The sequence below is a fragment of the Aeromonas simiae genome (assembly GCF_000820125.1).
Taxonomy (GTDB): domain Bacteria; phylum Pseudomonadota; class Gammaproteobacteria; order Enterobacterales; family Aeromonadaceae; genus Aeromonas; species Aeromonas simiae.
This window is the reverse complement of record NZ_CDBY01000067.1, coordinates 1-22,197: the sequence shown is the minus strand read 5'-3', so window position 1 is coordinate 22,197 and position 22,197 is coordinate 1. Positions and strand designations below refer to the sequence as shown.

Here is a 22,197-nt window from a genome sequence, read left to right as displayed (position 1 = left end):
CGGAACTTACCACCAAGCTTCAGCTTGAACACCGAAGTTCCAGTTGTCCTTGGAGGTATTGCCATCAAACGGCTTACCACTCATATCAGTATCATCAGCCGCCACATAGGAAGCAAACACACGGATTTCCGGACGGGCCCAGAAGCTGGAGCCAGCAGACCAAGCTTGAGCCAGGGTCAGCTTATAGCCGCTATCCTTCTGGCTAGCACCACTGGTGGACTTGTTCTTGTCCTGGAAGTAACCACCTTCAAAGATGGTCTTGTTGTAGTCATCCCACTTGTACATCGGACGAACGACAGCAGAGATAGCTTCCCACTTGTCGTTACCATCCCACATTTCGTTACCTACGCCGTAGACCAGCTGGTGACCCATTTCAACCTTACCACCCATCGGGATCACGCCCCAGTTGATGATACGGAAGCCATCGGCACCGCTCTTAGCTTCAGCACCGTACCAGGAGCCGTCACCATAGAAAGCCATGGTCTTGGAGTAACCTTCGGTACCATACTGCAACACGGTCTTGTTGAAGCCACCCAGCACACCGGCAGTCAGCTCGGCGGTCAGCATCACACCGTTCTTAGCGTCGTCATAATTGGTGTTGGAAGAGTCTTTTTGAGCATCGGTGGCGTTAACGATGGCGTAGTCTACGCCCAGCTCGAGGGAGGCATCTTGCCACAGCGGAATACCGGCATAGCGCAAGTCCAGAGTATTGACGTTGAGGTCGTCGTTGAAGTTCCAACCATCATTAGTACCGCTACGGTCGTTACGTACCCATGCGAGGGAGAGCTTGCCCGGACCAGCTTGAATGTTCTCGATACCGGCACCGGCACCGGAGATGTTCCAGTAGTAGAAGTCGGAGATGTGGATGTCGTGACGTTGGTAGAAGCGCTTACCGGCCCACAGAGTTTCGTTGCCACCAAACAGGTTCTTGGCCTGTACGTTGAACTGACGCAGAGCAAAGGTGGAGTCTTCTTTGTTCTCACAGTTGGCAACAACACCATCAGCACCAGTGCAGCGGAACTTAGACTCAGTGGATTCCCAGTCGTTGGAGCCGTTGGAGGTCATGGCAACCATGGAATCAACGTAGAAAGACTTGTTGTCCTTGTTAAATACTTCCTGACCCAGCTGGATTTCACCGTAGGTGTCTTTCTCGTTACCGAGACGGCCTACTTTCTTCTTACCATCGCCACCACCGAGGTTGGTCTGCATATCGCCGTCGCCGGAAACGCCGACGCCGGAGCGGAAGTAGCCGTGGAAATCAACGGCGGAGACAGAGGCGGAAGCCAGAGCAGCGGTCACTGCTGCTGCAATCGGGAGCCACTTTGCGTTCATGTTTAGTTCCTTTTTTCCCGTTGTGGATGTGTGTTCCTGAAAACTGGTAACTATCGAATCCTTACTATTTTCACGAGTCTGAAAATAGTGAGGACGATAACCGAGAGGGATTATAAGAAGTGGCAAAAGGAATAAACTATGAGGCAATTCACAAAACGATGACAAACGCTTCCGACAGAAATAAATGCAAAGCAAAACCAAAGGAAACCGGTTTCCGCGACAACTTACACTCAATAGTTATTGTTTTAATAAGAACATAACCACATGAAAGCGATATCAGTGGTTATTTCTCCACAAAAATAAACTGAATGCAGCCTGTTTAAATAGTGAAAACATGACTGAAAGCGCTTTCTATAAGTGGGAGATATTTTCAGGAAAGAAGGAATAGCTACTAGTAAGACCATGATGTCGTCTGAAAATTCCATCATCCAACAGATAAATTATCAGAGTGAATACTCCAAATTTGTCCCTGCCCAGCGATCACCTGGTACGGCGCTCATACCATTTTTTCGGGGGGCTTAACGCCCCCCTATATGTATCGCCTTTCTCTTAATGATCCACCTCAGCCGGGATCAGAATGAGGTACGGCGGTAGCGGCGATATTCCGGGCGCCAGAAGTTCGCCTCGATGGCGCGATCGATCACCTCATCCGGGGTCTGTACCGCCTTGCCCTGCAACATGGCGGTCTTGGCCACCATCTTGGCGATATGGCGCGACACCGCCTCGATATCCCCCAGATCCGGCAGCAGCGAATCACCACTTCCCTGCACCAGCGGCGAACACTCGGCCAGGGCGCGGCTTGCCGACATCAGCATGGCGTCGGTCACCCGCTTGGCGCCACTCGCCAGCACCCCGAGGCCAATGCCGGGGAAGATGTAGGAGTTGTTGCACTGGGCGATGGGGTAGAGCTTGCCCTTCACATCGACCGGCGCAAACGGGCTGCCGGTGGCCACCAGCGCCTGACCCTCAGTCCAGCGCAGGATATCGGCCGGGGTCGCCTCAACCCGGGAGGTCGGGTTGGAGAGCGGGAAGACGATGGGGCGGGCACAGTGCTTGTGCATGGTGCGGATCACCTCTTCGGTAAACAGCCCAGGTTGGCCGGACACACCGATAAGGATGTCCGGGTGACCGTGCTCCATCACCTCCTTCAAAGAGATGTTGTCCCCCACCGGCCAGTCGGCCACCCGCTCAACCGGCAGGGAGAGGCGGCGCTGGAACTCGAGCTGGTTCGGGATCTTATCGGTGATCAGGCCGAATCGGTCCACCATGAAGACCCGGGCGCGCGCCTGGGCATCGGTGAGCCCCTCGGCCTTCATCTGGGCCACGATCTGCTCGGCGATGCCACACCCGGCGCTGCCGGCGCCGAGGAAGGCAACCCGCTTCTCCGAGAGCTTGGCCCCCGAGGCCTTACAGGCGGCGATAAGACTGCCGAGGGTCACGGCGGCAGTGCCTTGAATATCGTCGTTGAAGCAGCACAGCTCATCTTTGTAGCGGTTAAGCAGCGGCATGGCGTTGCCTTGGGCAAAATCCTCAAATTGCAGCAGCACATCGGGCCAGCGCCGCTTGACCGCCTGGATGAAGGCATCGACGAACTCGGCATACTCATCACCGGCGATGCGCGGATTGCGCCAACCCATGTAGAAGGGATCGTTTAGCATCTGCTGGTTGTTGGTGCCCACATCCAGCACCACCGGCAGGCAGTAGGCCGGTGAAATCCCACCGCAGGCGGTATAGAGGGAGAGCTTGCCGATGGGGATCCCCATGCCACCGATCCCCTGATCGCCAAGGCCCAGGATCCGCTCACCGTCGGTGACCACGATCACCTTAACGTTCTGCTTGGTGGCGTTTTGCAGCATGTCGTCGATGCGATCCCGATCCGGGTAAGAGATGAACAGACCGCGGGCGCGGCGATAGATGTTGGAGAACTCCTGGCACGCCTGCCCCACGGTCGGGGTGTAGATGATGGGCATCATCTCCTTGAGGTGGTTTTGCAGCAGACGGTAGAAGAGGGTCTCGTTAGTATCCTGAATGTTGCGTAGGTAGATATGGCGGTCCATGTCATTGCCAAACGCCTGGAACTGGCGATAGGCGCGCTCGGCCTGCTCCTCGATGGTCTCGATGTTGTTGGGCAGCAGCCCTTCGAGGTTGAACGAGGCCCGCTCTTCGGCGGTGAAGGCGCTCCCCTTGTTGAGCAGAGGGGTTTCCAGCAGGGCCGGACCGGCATAGGGAATATAGAGAGGACGTTTCTGATTATTATCTTCAAACATGGCTGTTCACCTTCGTGTGGTTGCCAGCCGATACTAGGGAGTTCCTCCTGCAATATCAAATCCTGCCGAGCCCCCTACAGGCAGCCGTCCATGCTGGCGAAAAGCGCCTGGCGCCATGCCGCTGTGGCGGCGGAAGCGATTGGCAAAGTTGGCATCGTCACTGTAGCCAAGCCGGGCCGCCAGCTCGCTCAGCGGCCAGTCGGTGTAGAGCAGCCACTGCTTGGCTTTCTCCATCCGCAGCCGGGTCAACTGGGTCATGGGGCCGCAACCGAGCCACTGCCGGCAGAGCCGGTGCAGGTGCGCCGGCGAGCAGGGGAGCAGCTCCGCCATACTGGCCACACTCCACGGCTCGCCGAGGCGCGTTTCTATCTCACGAAACAGGGCTTGCAGCTTCAACCTTGAGGCCCCTCTCCCCTCCCCTTGCAGCGCCCGCTCCACCAGCGCCACCAACAGGGTCAGCAGATCCGGCAGCAGAGGGGAGCGCGCCGACTCCCCGTGCAGCAACTCCAGCAGATGATAAAGAGGCTGCACCTCGCCGCTTGGGTGCAATTGGCGGCCCACGCGATGCAAATGGCGCCAGCGCGGCACATCGTCGAGCAGCACCCAGCTTATCTGCCAACCGTCTCGCGCCAGGGCAAAGCCTCCCGCACAACCGGCGGGCAGAAACACCAGCGAGCCCGCAGGGATCGCTCGCTCCTGTCCCGGCAGCAGCAGGAGCCCCCCCTCGTTATGGCTCATCAACAGGATGTGAAAATCAGGTCGGTTACGCCGGATGAGATAGTGATCGCGCAGGGTCGACAAGCCGGTCAGGAAGATGCCAGCCTCCCCCAGCAGCGGCACGCCCTCGCGCCCCACCATTCGCTCCTGGCAGCCTGGTGCAATCTCGAGGCACTCATTTGCAAACCGTTCCATCGTCACTCCTTGCTAGTTTTACACAACCAAGTGGATAGTCTGCCACAGCACAGACGAGCCAACTTTCCTTATCATATCCGGCATAGATGTTGATTTTTCTGATCCGGTTGGCAGCAATGATTCAATGGAAGGCAATTTTAAAACAAACTCAAGACCGCGACTTCATGCAGCGTCTGTGGCAGCTCGCGCTACCGGTGTCGCTGCAATCCATGATGTTTTCCCTGCTCGGCCTCATCGATATCATGATGGTGAGCCAACTCGGCGCCACCGAGGTGGCAGCGGTGGGGTTGGGTAACCGGGTCTTCTTTTTCAACCTGCTGGTGATCGCCGGCCTGTGCGGCGGGGTATCGGTGCTGGCAGCCCAATACTACGGCCGCGGCGATCTGGCCGGGGTTCGCCGCTCCCTGGCGCTGGCGCTGGCCGGCTCCCTGCTGGTCTCGCTGCCCTTTGTCCTGCTCTACACCCTGGCGCCCGGTCAGGTGATGGCCCTGGCCACCGACGACGCCGTGCTGCGCCCACTGGCAGATCACTTTTTGCGTATCACAGGCCCCTCCCTGCTCTGCACTGCGCTGGTGATCCCGCTCGAAGCGGCGCTGCGCTCGGTCGGTAATGCTGCCGCCCCAACCCGCATTGGCCTTATCACCATTCTGGCCAACGTGCTGTTTAACTATGCCCTTATCTTCGGCAACCTGGGCTGCCCGGAGCTGGGGGTGGCTGGCTCTGCCTGGGGCACAGTGCTGGCCCGCCTGCTGCAAACCGTGCTACTGCTCGGCTATTTGCTGCGCCGTGAGGCCCGCCTGTGGCCGCGCCTGCCGGACTGGCTCGCGGCTATGCAGCGCCGTGAGATGCGCCGCTTCGGCTTCATCGCCTTGCCGCTGCTGGTGCATGACGGCCTGTGGGCCTTCGGCATGATGCTCTACGGCTTTCTCTACGCCCGGCTCGGGGTGGATGAGCTGGCCATCATGACCACGCTGGGGGCGCTGGAGGGGATCCTCATCTCCCTGTTCTTTGGCCTGGCCGTCGCCTGCTCCACCCTGCTCGGCCACAACCTGGGCGCCGAGCGCTATGAGGAGGCCTGGCAACAATCCCAGCTGTTCCTGCTGCTGGCCCCGCTTGGGGCACTGCTGATCGGGTTGTGCGTCTGGGTGATGCAGGCCCCGCTGCTGGCCTGGGTCGGCAACCTGCCCGCCGAGCTGAGCAGCCAGGCCAGCGAAGTGCTCGCCATCCTCTGCCTCGGCATGCTTATCAAGGTGTTCAATATGGTGGGGATCGTCGGTGTGCTGCGCGCCGGCGGGGATGTCAACTACACCATACTGGTCGACATCATCAGCATGTGGTGCATCGGTCTACCACTGGCGACGCTGGCGGTGGTGCTGCTGGGTTGGTCGCTGCCGGCCGTGGTGGCCGTGGTGCTGCTGGAGGAGGTGAGCAAGGCCATCCTGGTGCTACAGCGCATCGGCCGCCGCCGCTGGCTGCGCAACCTGATCCTCGAGTGATCGGCGTCACATCAATGCATCGCGGCGCCGGGTCGGTTATCATGCGCCAGCTTGATACATGAGGAGAGTTCTATGCGTTCAGAAAGAGCACCCATCAGCCAGGAAGAGCTGCTCGCCATGGCCAACCGGATGATCCGCGAGCATGAGGATTTCATCCATGGCATGCAGGCCGACGCCGTCGAGCAACGCGGCGATGTGCTGGTGTTCAAGGGAGAGTACTTCCTGGCCGACGATGGCACCCCGACCGGTAAGACCATGGCCGTGTTCAATATGTTTAAGTACCTGGCCCACCAGCTGTCAGACAAGTACCAACTGGTCTGACTCAGCCCGCCATCGGCACCGAGGCCGATGGCGGCTCCACCACCACGCAGTTGCGTCCGTCGATCTTGGCCTGATAGAGGCACTCATCGGCCAGCCCGATCAGGCTCTGCGCCGAATCCCCCTTGCGCCCCATGGCCACACCAATGCTGACCGTCACCTCGATCAGGGTCTCGGTTGTCGGGCTCTTGACCTGGCGCGCCTCCACCGAGAGCCGCAGCCGCTCGGCCAGCCGCCGCGCCTCCTCCCGGCCCCCCTCGTGGCGCAGCAGGATGACAAACTCCTCCCCGCCGTAGCGTCCCAGCACCCGGGCCTGCTCCAGCTGCTCGGCCAGGGTCGTGGCCACCGTGTGCAGTACCGCATCACCGGCCAGATGGCCGAATTCATCGTTGACCCGCTTGAAGCGATCGAGGTCGATCAGCATCAGAGTCCACCTCTCACAGCCCTCCTCCTCGCAGAGTTGGCTGATCTTCTTCATCAGCAGGCGACGGTTCATCATGCCGGTCAGTTCATCCGTGGTCGACTCACGATAGAGGCGCAGCAGCATGTTGAGCTGGCCGCACTGCACCCAGGCGGCGGCCAGGGTGAACATGCCAAGCAGCCAGAGCTGGTTGAGGGTCTCCATGCCAAACAACGGCTGGCCGAGCAGCAAGCAGCGACCACCGAGCAGGCTCACGAAGATGAGCAGGGAGATGAGCAATCCCATCATCAGAGTCAGGGGGAACACCGCAAACAAGCTGATCATCAGATAGGGAAAAGCGGTGTAACCCACCTGTAGCTCGGCCGGGTTACCGAGCGCCACCATGCACGCCAGGGCGAAGGCGAGCATCACCCCCATCAGGTAGAACAGGGCGACCCGCATACGGCCAAGCCGGTAGTCGATAAAAAATGAGAAAGGGATGAGCGGTGAGAGGGCCAGGAAGGTGGTCATGCGCGCCTTGAGTAAGAAGGCGTGCAGGGCAGCGTCCAGCGTCAACCAGTCGATCAGCGACCAGGCCGGGATGCCGAGCATCAACAATGCCGCCAGCCAGCGAAAGCGCACCGTCATGAACTCAACCCGAGTCATGGTGAAGTCTTGGGAGTGACAGGCCGCACTCCAGATCTCGGACAGTTTCAGCACCAGGCACCTTCCTTTCTTGCTTGCGAGCCTTCATTCTACTGGCAGCATCCCTGATAATCATGTGTCTTATGCCACACCCGACCGATCTGCTACCCCTCAGGCTGGTGGATGACCCCATCGCCGTATCCCCGACCGAAGGTCACGCCGCCGAGCAGCAGTGGCTGCGCAGCGTGGCTGGCGATGGGCAACCCACCGCCCGACTCTGACACCAGACCCGCGCCCTGATCGTCACCCGCAAGGATACCCGGCTGCCCCACTATGACGCGGCCTGCCAAGCCCTTGCTGCCCTCGGCTGGCCCGTGTATGTGCGCGACAGCGGCGGCACGGCGGTGCCGGCTGGCCCCGGCATCCTCAACCTCTCCTTGTACCTGCCCGTCATCCCCGGCGCCAATCCTGACCACTATTACCAGCGTCTCGGAGCCCCACTGCTGACGGCATTGGGCCGGCTCGGCCTCGACGCGCACTACGGCCCGGTGCCGGGATCGTTTTGCGATGGCCGCTACAACCTGGTAGTGGGCGGGCTCAAGATCACCGGTACGGCCCAGCGCTGGCTGGCCCCCTCCGCCACACATGCTGGAGCCGTCCTCGCCCACGCCATGGTGATGGTGGCCGGCGACATGGATCTCGGCACCGAGATAGCAAGCCGCTTCTATGAGCTGGCCGGCAGCCCGACTCGCTTCCAGCCAGGCACCTCCACCACGGTGGCGGCCCAACTCGGCTGGCAGGGGAGCGACGCGGCGCTGATCGAGCGCTGCCGCACCACCTTGCTCAGCGAGCTCGGCTAACCGCACCGCGGCAGAAACAGGCGAGCCCGGCACTGGCCGGGCTCGCGACGTTACCTATTCCTGCTATCACGCAGCCTGTGTCTGCGTCTCCTGCTCCTGCGATACACCAGCAAAGAAGGCACGGGTTTCGGCCAGCACCACATGGCGCAAACCGATGAGGCCGATGAGATTGGGGATCGCCATCAGGCCGTTGACGATGTCGGCCAGCAGCCAAATCATGTCCAGGTGCAGGAAGGCGCCACACGCCACCAGCACCAGGAAGATGAGACGATAGGGCTTGATGGCCTTGACCCCGAACAGGTACTCGGCGCAGCGCTCACCGTAGTAGTTCCAGCCGAGGATGGTGGTGAAGGCAAAAAAGAGCAGCCCGATGCTCACCAGATACTGGCCGACGTGGGGATTGAGCCCCTGGGCAAAGGCGGCACTGGTCATGGCCGCGCCGCTCAGATCGCCGCTCCACACCCCGGTCACCACCAGGGTGAGGCCGGTCATGGTACAGATGATGATGGTATCGAAGAAGGTGCCAGTCATGGAGACCAGTCCCTGCTCGACGCACGAATCGGTCTTGGCCGCCGCCGCCGCGATGGGAGCCGACCCCAAACCTGATTCGTTCGAAAACACACCGCGCGCCACCCCGGACTGGATCGCCAGCATGATGCCGGCGCCGACAAACCCGCCGGTCGCCGCCTGGCCGGTGAAGGCGGAGGTGACCACCAGGGCGGCCGCCTGCGGCAGTGCCGCGGCGTTGGCGATCAATACCCCAAGGCAGGAGAGGATGTAGAAGAGCGCCATGAAGGGCACTATCTTGCTCGACACGCTGGAGATGGAGTGGATCCCCCCTAGGGTAACCATGGCCACCAGCAGGGTCAGCACCACGGCCGTCGCTTCACGCGGCACCGAGAAGGAGAGGCTCATGGCGTCGCTGATGGCGTTGACCTGGGGAAAAGTCCCGATCCCGAAGAAGGCCACCCCGATACCAAACAGGGCAAACAGCTTGGCCAGCGGCTTGGAGCCCAGTCCACGCTCGAGGTAGTACATGGGGCCGCCGGCCATCTGACCGTTGGCATCGGTGACCCGGTATTTGACCGCCAGCAGGCACTCGGCGTATTTAGTGGCCATGCCGAACAGGGCGGCCATCCACATCCAGAACAGGGCGCCAGGGCCACCGAGCTTGATGGCGGTGGCGACCCCGACAATGTTGCCGGTGCCGATGGTGGCCGACAGCGCCGTGCACAAGGCACCGAAGCTCGAGACATCACCCTCTTTGCCGTGACCCTGATCGCGGCCAAACACCAGACGCAATGCCAGCGGCAGGCGCACGATCTGCAACAGCCCGAGGCGGAAAGTGAGGTAGATGCCGGTACCGACCAGCAGCATGAGCAGGGGCGGGCCCCAGATGAAGTTGTCGACGGCCTGCAGGGCCGATTGAATTGATGACACGCATCCTCCTTAAAATACAGCTAGTTAAGGAGGAGAAGGATGATCTTCCCAATAGCAATACGATCGCAGAGGCGATGCGAAGGGCATAAGCCCGGGTACAACCATCCCATCCCCTCTGTCCTTTTGCCTGAGAGTTTCCGGCTACCGCACGGGTCGGTAGCCTTGCTCCTTCGGCGCCCGATTCAACGGGTCTCTCCAGAGTATCGTCCAGTGGCAGTCCACACCGGTTGCCCGGTACCTGAAAGATTCACTTCTTCGGTGGATGGTTTCCCATCGCTCTCCTGCCACCTTCATCCGAACTAAATTTGGATTAGGCCGGGCTATGGTAATAAAAAAAGTGTGATCTGTCCCGCACCGGCTCGATTTTTTCTCCCCCTCTGGCATTCCGCAGCACAATCAGCCGGCGTCGTTCCGGCCCCTTAATGACAACAGCAGATTCCCCTTTCGTCTCGAACAGAAATACTTGCCAACATATCCAGTCACCATGGTTGCACAAATGCGCAATCTGCCGATAATCACGCGCATAACTAAGCACCCCATGGAATGCCTTAGTTCGGGTCACTCTTGACCCTTCGCCTGAGCCGGCCGCCGCCGGTTCACTGTCACAGGACTGGGCCCACGCCCCCTAAGGATGATCACACGACAATGAACGAGACCTCTCTGGCTCTGGATTACCGCCAACTGGTTGAACAACACGGCTCTCCCCTGCTACTCCTCGACAAGGCCGCCGTCCGCAAGCAATACCGGGCTCTGGCCGCCGCCCTCCCCGATGTGCGTCTGCACTATGCCCTCAAGCCCCTGCCCCACCCGGCACTGGTTGAGGTGCTCAAGGAAGAGGGAGCCTGTTTCGATCTGGCCACCAATGGCGAAGTGGATCTGGTCAAAAGCCAGGGTGTCCGCCCCGGTCGCTGCATCCATACCCACCCCATCAAGCGTGACGGCGATATCCGCCATGCCCTGGAGTACGGCTGCACCGTGTTCGTGTATGACAACCCGTGGGAGCTCGACAAGTTCCTGCCCTACAAGGACGAAGTGAAGCTGCTGCTGCGGGTGAGCTTCCCCAATCCCGAAACCAAGGTCGATCTCTCCAAGAAGTTCGGTTGCACCCCGGAGCAGGCCCTGCCCTTGATGCAACTGGCCCAGGCCAAGGGGCTCAAGGTGATGGGGCTGTCGTTCCACGTCGGCTCTCAGGTGCCCAACGCCAAGCGCCACGTGCAGGCTATTGATGCCTGCCGCGAGATCCTCGAGCAGGCGTGGGAGCTGGGTCTCAAACCCTGGGTACTGGATATCGGTGGCGGCTTCCCGGTCGACTACGAGGGGGGCGATCTCGACATCGACGCCTTCTGCGCCCCGATCCGTGAGGCGCTGGCCAAGCTGCCCGCCACGGTGCAGCGCATCGCCGAGCCGGGCCGTTTCATCTCGGCGCCGGCCATGACCTCGGTGGCCAGCGTCATGGGCAAGGCCCATCGGGGCGACAAGCTGTGGTACTACCTGGATGACGGTCTCTATGGCAGCTACAACGGCCAACTGTATGACCATGTCACCTACCCGGTGAGCGTGCCCTATGCCGACGGCGAGCCGCACCGCAGCGTGCTGGCCGGCCCGACCTGCGACAGCGTGGACGTCATCCGTGATGACATCGTTCTGCCGGAGCTGGAGATAGGCGATCTGGTGGTGGGCCGCGTCATGGGCGCCTACACCTGGGCCTCCGCCTCGACCTTCAACTTCTTCCCCAAGGCCGACATCCTGGTGATTGACTCAAGCCAGCAGGGTAAGAAGCTGACCGCAGTGGCCTAAGACGCCACTTCATGAAAAAGGGGAGCCTCGGCTCCCCTTTTCGCTACCTGTGATCTCAAAACTGGCTCGCCAGCAACCAGCCGGTATAGGCAAAGAACGAGACCAACAGCAGTCCCCCCTCGAGGCGATTGATGCGCCCCTGCCCTTTGCGGGCGACACACATGATCAGCAGCACCAGCGTCAGGGCCATCATCACGCTCCAGTCGCGCGAGAGCACCAGCGGCTCGACGTCGAGCGGGTGGATGCCGGCGGCGATGCCGACCACCGCCAGGGTATTGAAGACGTTAGAGCCCAGCACGTTGCCAAGGGCCAGATCGTGTTCCTTCTTCCGGATGGCCATCAGCGAAGAGGCGAGCTCCGGCAGCGAGGTACCGATGGCCACTATGGTCAGACCGATGACCAGATCGCTGATGCCGAGCCCGTGTGCCACCTCGACCGCGCCCCACACCAGCAGACGCGAGGCCCCCACCAGCAGCACCAAACCCAGCACCAGCCAGATCAGGGCCGATTTCAGGCTCATCCCCTCCGCGTCGAGGTCATCTTGCATCTCGGTATCGAGGGCATCCCCCCGACCGCGCATCCCCTGCCAGATCGACCAGCCCATCAGGATGAAGAAGACCACCAGCAGGATCAGCGCATCTTCGCGACCTAAGTTGCCGTCGATGAGCAGGGCGCCGGAGAGCAGGGTGATGCCCAGCAGCACGGGGATCTCTTTGCGCACCACCTGAGAGGCGACGGCAATGGGGCTGAGCAGGGCGGTGAGGCCGAGGATCAGCGCGATGTTGGTGATGTTGGAGCCATAGGCATTGCCGAGCGCCAATCCCGGATTGCCCTGGGAAGCGGCCAGCGCCGACACCACCATCTCGGGGGCCGAGGTGCCAAAACCGATGATCACCATGCCGATGAGCAGCGGTGGCATCCCCGCGTAGCGGGCGGTAGCAGCCGCGCCATCGACAAACTTGTCAGCACTCCAGACCAACAGCGCCAGTCCGGCCAGGATGGCCAGCAGGGGAAGCGTCATGGGCAGATCCTCTCACAAAACGGATACAAACAGGCGGGCCTGCACGCAGGCAGGCCCGAAACGTTCGCCAGTGTAAACCGTCGACGATGAATTTACAGTAGGGCGAGCAGACTCTCGGCGTCAGAGACCTCGAACTGACCCGGCGCCTCGACTCGTAACCGGGTCACCACCCCATCGTCGGCGATCAGGGCAAAGCGCTGGGCACGCAGACCGCCAAATGCCCCGGTCTCCTTGCCAAGCCCCAGCTTGGTCACGAAACTGCCATCCCCATCTGCCAACATGGTGATCGCCTCGGCGTTCTGCTCCCGCTGCCAGGCGCGCATCACGAAGGCATCATTGACCGACAGGCAGCACAGTCCGTCCACCCCGCAGGCGGCGAACTCGTCGGCCTTGACCACATAGCCGGGCAGATGGGCATTGGAGCAGGTGGGGGTAAAGGCGCCCGGCACGGCAAACAGCACGATGCGCTTGCCGCCGAACAGCTCGCGGCTGCTGCGCGTCACCTTCCCCTCCGGGGTGATGAAGGTAAATTCGTGGTCGGGCAGTGTGCTTCCTTCGCTGATCATGGCAGGCTCCTTTGCGGGTAAGGCCGCTAGAATAGCGGCACTGACAGTGTGATAACACCGGCCAAGCGAGGGGTTATCGAGAAAAAGCGCCGCGCTGGCGCAGCGCCTCGATGGCGATGAGAGAATCGGGAGTGAACTCGGCGGCGCGCCCGGCGATCTCATCTAAGGTCAGCTCGAGCACGGCAGCCACCTCCTCCTCCTGCAGGATCAGTGCGCCGTCATAGGTGCACAGGTAGAGGCCGCCCCAGACATGGTAGTTCTCCCCCTTGGCGTGGAAGGTACCAAACCCCTCGAGCGGCACGCCGACAATGCCGAGCTCTTCACCCAGCTCACGCAGCGCGCTCTCGTCGTACTGCTCACCGGCGCTCACCACACCGCCACAGCAGGCATCGAGCATGCCGGGGCAGAAATCCTTGCTGAGGGTTCGCCGCTGCACCACCACACGGCCATCACCGCGCCGCACCAGAATGTAGGTGGCCCGGTGGGCCAGGTTGTCTCTGCGCACTTCATCACGGGGCGCGATGCGCACCGCCTGGTTCTTCTCGTCTACCACATCGACCAGTTCCATGCCTGCTCCTTTGCTCTGGCAAGGGCGACAGTATAAGAGGCTCGAGGGCAAACGCCACCCCCTCAGTGGGCCAGGATCTGAGAGAGAAAGGTGCGGGTACGCTCCGACTGGGGGTTGCCGAAAAAGGCGCCGGGCTCGTTCTCCTCCACGATCTGGCCCCGATCCATGAAGATGACCCGATCCGCCACCTCCTTGGCAAAGCCCATTTCATGGGTGACACAGAGCATGGTCATCCCCTCCTGGGCCAGCTCGACCATCACATCGAGCACCTCGCGCACCATCTCGGGATCGAGCGCCGAGGTCGGCTCGTCAAACAGCATCACCTCCGGGTTCATGCAGAGGCTGCGGGCAATCGCCACCCGCTGCTGCTGCCCGCCGGAGAGCTGCCCCGGGTATTTGAGGGCCTGCTCTGGAATGCGCACCCGCTCGAGAAACTTCATCGCCAGCGCCTCGGCCTCCTTGCGCGGCCGCTGCTGCACCCAGATAGGCGCCAGGCAGCAGTTCTCCAGCACGGTGAGGTGGGGAAACAGATTGAAGTGCTGAAACACCATGCCGACGCTGCGCCGCACCTGCTCGATCTGCTTGAGATCCGAGGTGAGCGGCGTGCCCTTGACGATGATGTCGCCGCGCTGGTGCTCTTCGAGCCGGTTGATGCAGCGGATCATGGTCGACTTACCCGAGCCCGAAGGGCCGCAGATGACGATCTTCTCCCCCCGGCTGACTTGCAGATTGATGTTGCGCAGCACATGGAACTCGCCGTACCACTTGTTCACATCCTTAAGCTCTACCACTACCTGATGGGCATCCATGTCACTTCTCTCCTAACGCTTGTGGCCTGTGTGCAGCTTGCCTTCCAGATGGATGGAGTAGCGCGACATGCCGAAACAAAATATCCAAAACACCAGGCCGACGAACAAATAGGCCTCGGTAGAGAACCCAAGCCAGGCCGGATCGGCCAGCGCCACCTTGGAGATGGCCAGCAGATCGAACAGACCAATGATGAGCACCAGGCTGGTGTCTTTAAACAGGGAAATGAAGGTGTTGACGATCGAGGGGATGGCGATTTTCAGCGCCTGCGGCAGCACGATCAGCCCCATCGATCTCCAGTAGTTGAACCCCAGTGCCGCCCCAGCCTCATATTGCCCCTTGGGCACCGCCTGCAAACCACCGCGCACCACCTCGGCCATGTAGGCCGACTGGAACAAGATGATGCCGATCATGGCCCGTAGCAGCTTGTCGATCTCAACGCCTGTGGTGACGAAAAGGGGCAGCATGACCGAAGCCATGAACAGCACAGTAATGAGCGGCACCGCCCGCCAAAACTCGATATAGACCACGGAGAACGCGGCGATGACCGGCATCTTGGAGCGGCGCCCCAAGGCCAGTAGCACACCCAGCGGCAGGGCGAATACCATGCCGGTGAGGGCCAGCACCAGAGTCAGCATCAGGCCGCCCCAGAGGTTGGTCGACACCACCTCAAGCCCGGCGCCGCCGTGAATGAGCCACCATGCCAGCGGCGGGAAGCCGAGCAGGGCAAAGAGGCCAAGCCGCCCCTTGCCGGGCAGGCGCGGCAGGAGCAGCCCGGCAATCAGCAAGGCCAGCAGGGCAAACACCAGATTGATCCGCCAGTAGAGCTCGGGCGGGTAGAAGCCATAGATAAACTGGTTCAGGCGATGGCCGATAAAAGCCCAGCAGGCCCCCTCGCTGCTGCACGCCGCCCGGCTCTCTCCTTGCCAGGTGGCCGAGAGCAGGGCCCACTGCAAGAAATGCCACAGGGGCGGCAACAACAGATAGAGCAGCGCCAGGGTGAGCAGACCGCTCCACCAGTTAGGGAACAACCGGTGGCGCAGCCAGCCAAGGACACCGCTGCGCTGGCTGGGCGGCGGCAGGGTCGGTTGCAGCTCATAGATTGCCATGGTGACTCCTTAACGCTCGACCAGCGCTATCTTGCGGTTGTACAGGTTCATCAGGATCGAGGTACCAATACTGATGGTGAGATAGACCGCCATGGTCATGGCGATCACTTCGATCGCCTGACCGGTCTGGTTGAGGGTGGTGCCCATGAAGACCGAGACCAGATCCGGGTAACCGATGGCGGTGGCCAGCGACGAGTTCTTGGTCAGGTTCAGGTATTGGCTGGTCAGCGGCGGGACTATGACCCGCATCGCCTGCGGGATGATCACCAGACGCAAGGTCTGCAAGTTAGAGAGGCCCAGCGCATGGGCCGCCTCGCTCTGCCCGTGCCCAATGGCGAGGATCCCCGAACGCACCGTCTCGGCGATGAAGGCGGCGGTGTAGATGGTCAGCGCGGTGAGCAGTGCGGCCAGCTCGGGCAGCACGGTTACCCCACCGTGGAAGTTGAAGCCGCGCAGCTCAGGCAGGCTCCAGTGCATCGGCAGACCGGTGGCGAGGGCCGCGATCCCCGGCAGCAACACCAGCAGCGCCAAATAAGAGCGCCACAGCGGGAACGCTCTGCCGGTGAGCGCCTGACGGCGGCGGGCATAACGGCTCAGCCCCCAGCACAACGCCAGCGCCAGCAGCAGGGCCAGCGCAATCCAGCCGGCGCCGGCCTCCCACTCAGGGCTGGGCAGGTAGAGGCCGCGCACGTTGAGAAACACCCCGTCGCCGATAGAGAGGCTCTCGCGCGGCGATGGCAGGGCTCGCAGCACCGAGAAGTACCAGAAGAAGATCTGCAGCAGCAGCGGAATGTTGCGAAACGTCTCGATATAGAGGGCGGCAAGGCGCGACAGCAACCAATGGTTGGACAGGCGCATCACGCCGATGGCAAAGCCGAGCAGGGTCGCCAACACAATACCGAGCAGCGAAACCAGCAGAGTATTGAGCAGCCCGACCACGAAGGTGCGACCGAAGCTATCGGTCTCGCTGTAGGGGATGAGGCTCTGCAAAATGCCAAAGCCTGCTGTGTTGTGCAAAAAGGCAAACCCGGTGGTGATGCCGCGCGCCTCCAGGTTGCTCAGGGCGTTGTGCACTATGTAGACGAGCACACCGACCACAGCGGCGATGGCGATCAGTTGAAACAGCAGGGCACGCCAGCGGGCATCATTCCACCAGTGGGCCGGCCCTTGCGAGGATGTGGTTCTTAACATCATGGAACCCACTCCGATTACGGTGAGGAGATGGCCGGGGCAACCCCGGCCATGGGAGATCAGCGGATGGGAGGGGCGTACATGAAGCCGCCCTTGTTCCACAGCGCGTTGATGCCGCGATCGATCTTCAGGGGCGAGCCGCTGCCGACGTTGCGATCGAACACCTCGCCATAGCTGCCGACCTGCTTGATGATGTGGTAAGCCCACTTGTCATCGAGCCCCAGCACGCTCCCCTTGGGCTCTTCCAGCCCCAGCAGACGGCGCACGTCCGGGTTGTCTGACTTGAGCATGCCATCCACATTGGTCGAGGTCAGCCCCGCCTCCTCGGCGTTGAGCATGGCGAACAGGGTCCAGCGCACTATCTTGAACCACTGATCGTCCCCCTGGCGTACGGCCGGCCCGAGCGGCTCTTTCGAGATCACTTCCGGCAGCACCATGGCCTCCTCGGGTTTGGAGAGCTTGACCTTGAGGGCGTAGAGCTGGGACTGATCCGAGGTGAGCACATCGCAGCGCCCCGACTCGAACCCCTTGACGGTCTGATCCGAGGTGTCGAACACCACGGGGGTGTACTTCATGCCGCCATTGGCCCGGAAGTAGTCGGCGACGTTGAGCTCGGTGGTGGTGCCGGACTGGATGCAGATGGCCGCCCCATCGAGATCCTTGGCACTCTTCACCCCGAGCGACTTGTTGACCAGGAAACCCTGGCCATCGTAGTAGGCGGTGCCGACGAAGGTCAGCCCGAGGGAGGCGTCACGGGTCAGGGTCCAGGTGGTGTTGCGTGAAAGGATATCCACCTCACCGGACTGGAGGGCAGTGAAGCGCTCCTTGGCAGTGAGGGAGACATATTTCACCTTGCCGGCATCCCCCAGCACGGCGGCGGCAACGGCGCGGCACACGTCCACGTCCATCCCTTGCCACACCCCCTTGGCATCGGGGTTGGAGAAGCCGGGCAGGCCATCGCTGACCCCGCACTGCACGAACCCCTTCTTCTTGACGGCATCGAGGGTGCTTTCAGCGGCCCATACCTTGCCGACGCTGGTCAATGCCAGCAATACGGCGATCCCTGTATTCCACATCCTTGTCATGTTTTACACCTCACCCGTTAGATGAAAATACTGGAAGACGCTCTTCCACCAACGATTTGCACCATATCCAGCGGACAAAAAACCTGTCAATCGGTGCAAACAAGCCCAAACATGGTGCAACAGCACAAAAAACCACAGAGTGGACAGGGATGGTGACAATCATCGTGCGCCCCCGGCGCTCACCCCATGCTCTGCTCCCTCCTGCCGACCTGACCCCCATGATTTTTTTTCACTCCGGGATCGCCACGCACCGAAACGGTGCCCATGGCACGCCCCTCAATTTACATATTGATAACAGAGTGCAGCTATCGCCAGAATCCATCGCAGCAATTTTGCAACTTAGCCGCGCCAACGCGATCGGTGCCGCGCCACAGGGCGTGGCATGGCCCGGTCACCGGGAGTAATGAGGGGGAATAAGGGAATCTTTATGCAGAGAAAAGGTGGGGTTCAGATTCAGCAGTAGAAATGCACATTATGTGCAAACCTGTTCATCTTGCTGTCATCCTTGGAATGTATAGTGTGAATCACCATATAACACAGAGAAAATCAGATGAAAGTTTTTAAACGCTTCTCTCCGATTCAAATCGCCCGTTATGTGAAAAGTTTCCACAAGGGAGCCTTTGCCGTGGAAGCGGTGGGCGAGTTTGAATTCGAAGCGGGCATGATCAGGGTCGATCGGCTGCCGCAACCCCAGAAACGTGCCTTGGCAGGCAAGGTCAACACGCTGCTGCGCTCCTTGCGCCCCGAGCTGCCTTCTTATTGCTGACGCGGGGATCACTCCCCTACCGGGCCATTCTCTATCTCGGTGACCGTGCCATTGACCACGGTCACCATCTGCATGAAGCGCTGCTTACCGAAGTTGTAGGTCCAGCGCTCACCGTACTTCACCGTGATCCGCGCCCCAAAGCCGTTCTCCTCAAAACGGGTCAGATCCTCCTTCAGCAGCGGCGGCCCACACTTGACCACCAGCAGCGCCGTGCTGTCCCCCTCCGTGATGAGCGCATCCTTGCAACGCACCGTATCAGCCTGTGCGGCCCCTCCTATCAGCGCCAACACCATGACCATCCATTTGCTCATCTTCCCTCCTCCGCTTCGGGCTGCCCGCCCTTGACTATACGCCAGCGGCCATAAAAAAGAGGGCGGCCCATGGGCCGCCCTCCTCTGCTCGACGTCGAATTACAGGATATCCAGCAGCTCGACTTCAAACACCAGCGCCGAGTACGGCGGGATGGAGCCGGCACCGCGGGCACCGTAGGCCAGATCCTGCGGGATGTAGAGCTTCCACTTGGAGCCAACCGGCATCAGTTGTAGCGCCTCAACCCAACCCTTAATGACGCCGGTCACCGGGAACTCGGCCGGCTGGCCACGGCTGACGGAGCTGTCGAACACACGGCCGTCGGTGAAGGTGCCGTGGTAGTGTACGCGCACGGACTGACCGGCCACCGGCTTCTCGCCATTGCCTTCCACCAGCACTTCGTACTGCAGACCGGAGTCAGTCATCTGCACCCCATCGCGCTTGGCGTTGTCCGCTAGGAAGGCTTCGCCATCGGCGGCTGCGGCCTTGGCAACGGCTTCCTGCTCGGCTTGCATGCGCTCGGTGATGACGCCGAAGGCGTCATTGATGTCGTCACGGCTCACGGCAAACTCGAGGCCGTTGAGGGCATCGGCAAGACCCTGTTGCAGGGCCGGAATATCCAGGCCGCTGAAAGCTTGCTGGGCCAGTTGATCGCCCATGTTACGGCCGATGCCGTAGCTGGCCTTCTGTTCGATGGTGGAGTATTGGGACATGTGTCTCTCGCTTGTCTCGCGGGTTAATGAGGGGGCGATGATAACAAAGCCGGCGGCCGCTGTCGTGTCAGCCGAGCAGCCGGCGCACGGCGCTAATCTTGTCTGCGTCGACCACATTGATGCGGCCGTCGTCGTTGCTGCCCATGGCGACGCCACTTTGCAGCGCACTGCCGCGCCACACCATGCCGGACATGTGCACCTCGGTCACCGCGCAGGCGGCCAGAATGTTTCGCACGTTGCCGGCATTCACCCCCGCCCCCGGCATCAGGCTGGCACGTCCTGCCAACTGGCGCTGCATCTCGCCAAGGGTCTGCAATCCGGCCTCGGCACTGGCGGCCTGGCCCGAGCTCAATATCCGCTCGCAGCCGGCAGAGACAATCACCTCGAGATCGGCCCGCCAGTCGCACGAGAGATCGATGGCGCGGTGAAAAGTCACGCCCAGCGGCCCTGCCGCTTGCACTAGGCGTTCAAGGGCATCGCCGGGCACCCGACCGGTTTTATCGAGCAGCCCCACCACCACCCCTTGCAGGCCGGCCTGGCGGGCGGCAGCGATATCCAGCGCCATCAGCGCCAACTCGGCATCCGAGAAGCAAAAATCACCGGCCCGCGGCCGGATCATGGCGTAGACCGGGATACGGGCATGGTGCGCCGCCTGTTGCATCAGGCCGAAGGAGGGGGTGAGCCCACCCAGAGCAAGCGCACTGCACAGTTCGATGCGATCGGCCCCTGCCGCTTGCGCTGTGTGCAGGGACTCCAGATTATCGATACAGACTTCGAGCTTGGTCATTTGCCTCTCCGGCCCGCTGGCCTTAGTGGATAACATTGAGCAGCGCCGCCCCGCGTACCCCGCCAGCCCCGCCGAAACGGGCCTCGCGGATCGCCGGCAACGCCACGCCGGAGAGCAGGTGACCGGGCAGACGCAGCGGCAGTTGTTCATAAAGCACGGGCAGGGCGCTCACCCCTCCCCCCAGCACCACCACATCGGGGTCCAGGGTGGAGAGGGCACAGGCCAGCCCTGCGCTCAACACCTCCAGCCAGCAGTCGATGGCTGCCTCGGCATGAGGCTCCTTGCCATGAAAACGCGCCACCACCTGCAGACCGCGCAGGCGCTCGCCGCTGAAGTGGTGATAAAGGCGCTCAAGACCGTTGCCGGAGGCCAGCGTCTCGAAGCAGAGCAGGCGGCCACAGCCGCAGCGCAGGCGCGGCAACTCGGGATACTTGAGCAGCAGGGTGCCCGGCAGCGGATAGTGACCGATCTCCCCAGCCAGCCAGTTGCGCCCCTGATGGATGCGACCGTTGAGATAGATGCCGCCACCAATCCCCGTGCCTATGGTCATGCCAAGCGCCGAGCGAGCACCGTCAGCCGCCCCCCCTTGCACTTCCGACCAGAGAAAACAGTTGGCATCGTTGTCGACGGCCACCGGCCGATCCAGACGCTCGGACAGATCGCGCTCCAGATGGCGGCCATGAATGGCGGGCAGGTTGGCCGCCACTATGCTGCCATCCTGTGGATTGAGGATCCCCGGAAACCCGACCCCGACGGAGCCACGCGCCCCGAAGCGCACGTCAGCCTGACGCACCAGCTCGGTCAGCAAGATCAGCAGTGCCTCGTAATCCTGCGTCGGGGTCGCAACTTGCAGCTCCTGGCGCAGCGCCAGTGCCCCGTCGTAGGCGGCAAACGCCACCTTGGTGCCACCAATATCAAAACCGTAATACATGCCCTCTCCCTGCCTGCGGCTCAGCCGCGCTCCCTATTGCACAGCACCATTTTATTAATTTGCATAAAAAATAAAGTGATGGCGGGCGTAAAACCCGGATTCAGAGGGAGCGCGCCAACCTGTGCTGCACGCAATCATGGCCGAGCGACACCAGGGTGCGCCGCTCTCCGGTCGGCCGGAAACCTTGCCGGAAGTAAAACCCGGCACCGATGCGGTTGCCCGCCAGCAGCCACAGGTGTACCGCGTCGCAGCCGGCGCGGCGCATCTGCAAGGCGACCGCATGCCACAGCCGCTGGCCCAGCCCTTGCCGCCAATGGGAGGGATGCAGATAGAGGGCGCGGATCCAGGCCTGCGTCCCCTCCTGCTGCCAGTAGAGCAGCCCGACCGGCGCCTCATCGACGCACACCAGCATGGGCCTTGCCCCCTCCTCAAGCCGGCGCTGCCATACCTGCTCGTGTTCGACCTCGCTCATCTGCTCGAGCAGGTCGTTGCCAAGCACGCTGGCATAGGCCCCCAGCCAGCTGGCCCGTTGCAGTTGCGCCATGGCGGCGGCATCCTGTGGCCGCGCCATGCGCAGGGTTACAGCTTGCACTGGGGACGCAACCCGGCCGCCTGGGCGGCGCGATAGAGCGGCTCGACCTGCGGCTGCAACTTTTGCAAGGTGACGATGCGCTGATCATCGCTTGGGTGGGTGGAGAGCAACACCGGGGGTTTCTCGCCACCGCTGGCCGCCCCCATCCGCTGCCACAGGGTCACCGCCTGGGCCGGATTGAAGCCGGCGCGGGCCATCAGCTCGAGGCCCATCTGATCGGCCTCGCTCTCTTGGGCTCGGCCGTAAGGGAGCAGCACCCCGACCTGCACCCCGAGCCCCAGCGCC

22 protein-coding genes, 1 pseudogene and 1 riboswitch are annotated in these 22,197 nt (G+C 61.7%); of the genes and pseudogenes, 5 read left to right on the top strand and 18 right to left on the bottom strand.

Annotated elements, in window-relative coordinates; genetic code table 11:
* Positions 1 to 6 precede the first annotated feature (6 nt).
* The 3 genes from BN1134_RS14540 to BN1134_RS14530 all read right to left on the bottom strand — a co-directional run bounded on the left by BN1134_RS14540 (position 7) and on the right by BN1134_RS14530 (position 4,511).
* Positions 7 to 1,332: a maltoporin gene (locus BN1134_RS14540; RefSeq protein ID WP_042048101.1), complete on the bottom strand. Its 1,326-nt coding sequence runs from the start codon at positions 1,330 to 1,332 to the stop codon at positions 7 to 9.
* Between the two features lie 572 nt (positions 1,333 to 1,904).
* Positions 1,905 to 3,599, bottom strand: a complete 1,695-nt coding sequence (locus tag BN1134_RS14535) for an NAD-dependent malic enzyme (protein WP_042048099.1) — start codon at positions 3,597 to 3,599, stop codon at positions 1,905 to 1,907.
* 33 nt (positions 3,600 to 3,632) lie between these two features.
* The gene (locus tag BN1134_RS14530) at positions 3,633 to 4,511 is read right to left on the bottom strand and encodes a helix-turn-helix transcriptional regulator (protein ID WP_232300655.1); all 879 of its coding nucleotides are present in this window, start codon (positions 4,509 to 4,511) and stop codon (positions 3,633 to 3,635) included.
* 116 nt (positions 4,512 to 4,627) lie between these two features.
* On the opposite strand from BN1134_RS14530, the gene BN1134_RS14525 reads away from it, so the two are divergent.
* Both BN1134_RS14525 and BN1134_RS14520 read left to right on the top strand, forming a co-directional pair.
* A complete protein-coding gene (locus tag BN1134_RS14525) occupies positions 4,628 to 6,007 on the top strand; it encodes an MATE family efflux transporter (RefSeq protein ID WP_042048097.1) in 1,380 nt (459 codons plus the stop codon).
* Positions 6,008 to 6,079: 72 nt separating this feature from the next.
* A complete protein-coding gene (locus BN1134_RS14520) occupies positions 6,080 to 6,328 on the top strand; it encodes a YciN family protein (RefSeq protein ID WP_042048096.1) in 249 nt (82 codons plus the stop codon).
* Between the two features lies 1 nt (position 6,329).
* Here the strand turns inward: BN1134_RS14520 and BN1134_RS14515 are convergent, their stop codons facing one another.
* A complete protein-coding gene (locus BN1134_RS14515; protein WP_052449505.1) occupies positions 6,330 to 7,445 on the bottom strand; it encodes a GGDEF domain-containing protein in 1,116 nt (371 codons plus the stop codon).
* Positions 7,446 to 7,513: 68 nt separating this feature from the next.
* On the opposite strand from BN1134_RS14515, the pseudogene BN1134_RS14510 reads away from it, so the two are divergent.
* A pseudogene (locus BN1134_RS14510) lies at positions 7,514 to 8,230 on the top strand (lipoyl protein ligase domain-containing protein).
* Positions 8,231 to 8,296: 66 nt separating this feature from the next.
* Here BN1134_RS14510 and BN1134_RS14505 read toward each other — a convergent pair.
* Positions 8,297 to 9,670 (bottom strand): alanine/glycine:cation symporter family protein, encoded by a 1,374-nt coding sequence (locus tag BN1134_RS14505; RefSeq protein WP_042048095.1) that lies wholly within the window; start codon positions 9,668 to 9,670, stop codon positions 8,297 to 8,299.
* 105 nt (positions 9,671 to 9,775) lie between these two features.
* A riboswitch (glycine riboswitch) is annotated at positions 9,776 to 9,879 on the bottom strand.
* Positions 9,880 to 10,315: 436 nt separating this feature from the next.
* On the opposite strand from BN1134_RS14505, the gene BN1134_RS14500 reads away from it, so the two are divergent.
* Entirely contained in the window at positions 10,316 to 11,467 is a 1,152-nt protein-coding gene (locus tag BN1134_RS14500) for a type III PLP-dependent enzyme (RefSeq protein ID WP_042048093.1), read from the top strand.
* 55 nt (positions 11,468 to 11,522) lie between these two features.
* On the opposite strand, the gene BN1134_RS14495 is transcribed toward BN1134_RS14500, so the two are convergent.
* The 7 genes from BN1134_RS14495 to BN1134_RS14465 all read right to left on the bottom strand — a co-directional run bounded on the left by BN1134_RS14495 (position 11,523) and on the right by BN1134_RS14465 (position 17,805).
* A complete protein-coding gene (locus BN1134_RS14495; RefSeq protein ID WP_042048092.1) occupies positions 11,523 to 12,488 on the bottom strand; it encodes a calcium/sodium antiporter in 966 nt (321 codons plus the stop codon).
* A 92-nt stretch (positions 12,489 to 12,580) separates the two neighbouring features.
* Complete coding sequence (locus BN1134_RS14490) at positions 12,581 to 13,054, bottom strand: peroxiredoxin (protein ID WP_042048091.1); 474 nt, start codon at positions 13,052 to 13,054, stop codon at positions 12,581 to 12,583.
* Between the two features lie 73 nt (positions 13,055 to 13,127).
* Complete coding sequence (gene yfcD / locus BN1134_RS14485; RefSeq protein WP_269746975.1) at positions 13,128 to 13,673, bottom strand: NUDIX hydrolase YfcD; 546 nt, start codon at positions 13,671 to 13,673, stop codon at positions 13,128 to 13,130.
* Between the two features lie 11 nt (positions 13,674 to 13,684).
* Positions 13,685 to 14,431, bottom strand: coding sequence for an amino acid ABC transporter ATP-binding protein (locus BN1134_RS14480; RefSeq protein WP_084214819.1), 747 nt, complete (start codon positions 14,429 to 14,431; stop codon positions 13,685 to 13,687).
* A 12-nt stretch (positions 14,432 to 14,443) separates the two neighbouring features.
* Positions 14,444 to 15,538, bottom strand: a complete 1,095-nt coding sequence (locus tag BN1134_RS14475; protein ID WP_042048088.1) for an amino acid ABC transporter permease — start codon at positions 15,536 to 15,538, stop codon at positions 14,444 to 14,446.
* 9 nt (positions 15,539 to 15,547) lie between these two features.
* Positions 15,548 to 16,732, bottom strand: a complete 1,185-nt coding sequence (locus BN1134_RS14470) for an amino acid ABC transporter permease (protein WP_042048087.1) — start codon at positions 16,730 to 16,732, stop codon at positions 15,548 to 15,550.
* Positions 16,733 to 16,788: 56 nt separating this feature from the next.
* Positions 16,789 to 17,805: an amino acid ABC transporter substrate-binding protein gene (locus tag BN1134_RS14465; RefSeq protein WP_415857806.1), complete on the bottom strand. Its 1,017-nt coding sequence runs from the start codon at positions 17,803 to 17,805 to the stop codon at positions 16,789 to 16,791.
* 559 nt (positions 17,806 to 18,364) lie between these two features.
* On the opposite strand from BN1134_RS14465, the gene BN1134_RS14460 reads away from it, so the two are divergent.
* On the top strand, positions 18,365 to 18,580 hold the full coding sequence (locus BN1134_RS14460) for a DUF1107 family protein (RefSeq protein ID WP_042048085.1): 216 nt from the start codon (positions 18,365 to 18,367) through the stop codon (positions 18,578 to 18,580).
* A gap of 8 nt (positions 18,581 to 18,588) precedes the next feature.
* Here BN1134_RS14460 and BN1134_RS14455 read toward each other — a convergent pair whose 3' ends face one another.
* The 6 genes from BN1134_RS14455 to BN1134_RS14430 all read right to left on the bottom strand — a co-directional run.
* A complete protein-coding gene (locus BN1134_RS14455; RefSeq protein ID WP_042048084.1) occupies positions 18,589 to 18,891 on the bottom strand; it encodes a DUF2845 domain-containing protein in 303 nt (100 codons plus the stop codon).
* A gap of 99 nt (positions 18,892 to 18,990) precedes the next feature.
* A complete protein-coding gene (locus tag BN1134_RS14450) occupies positions 18,991 to 19,602 on the bottom strand; it encodes a BamJ family beta-barrel-assembly machinery protein (RefSeq protein WP_042048082.1) in 612 nt (203 codons plus the stop codon).
* Between the two features lie 67 nt (positions 19,603 to 19,669).
* On the bottom strand, positions 19,670 to 20,389 hold the full coding sequence (locus BN1134_RS14445) for a copper homeostasis protein CutC (RefSeq protein ID WP_042048081.1): 720 nt from the start codon (positions 20,387 to 20,389) through the stop codon (positions 19,670 to 19,672).
* A 22-nt stretch (positions 20,390 to 20,411) separates the two neighbouring features.
* Positions 20,412 to 21,320, bottom strand: a complete 909-nt coding sequence (locus BN1134_RS14440; RefSeq protein ID WP_042048079.1) for an ROK family protein — start codon at positions 21,318 to 21,320, stop codon at positions 20,412 to 20,414.
* A gap of 100 nt (positions 21,321 to 21,420) precedes the next feature.
* Complete coding sequence (locus BN1134_RS14435; protein WP_042048078.1) at positions 21,421 to 21,912, bottom strand: GNAT family N-acetyltransferase; 492 nt, start codon at positions 21,910 to 21,912, stop codon at positions 21,421 to 21,423.
* Positions 21,900 to 22,197 (bottom strand): M48 family metalloprotease (locus tag BN1134_RS14430; protein ID WP_042048077.1); only part of this gene is annotated, 298 nt, incomplete at its 5' end. The genes BN1134_RS14435 and BN1134_RS14430, both read right to left, overlap by 13 nt.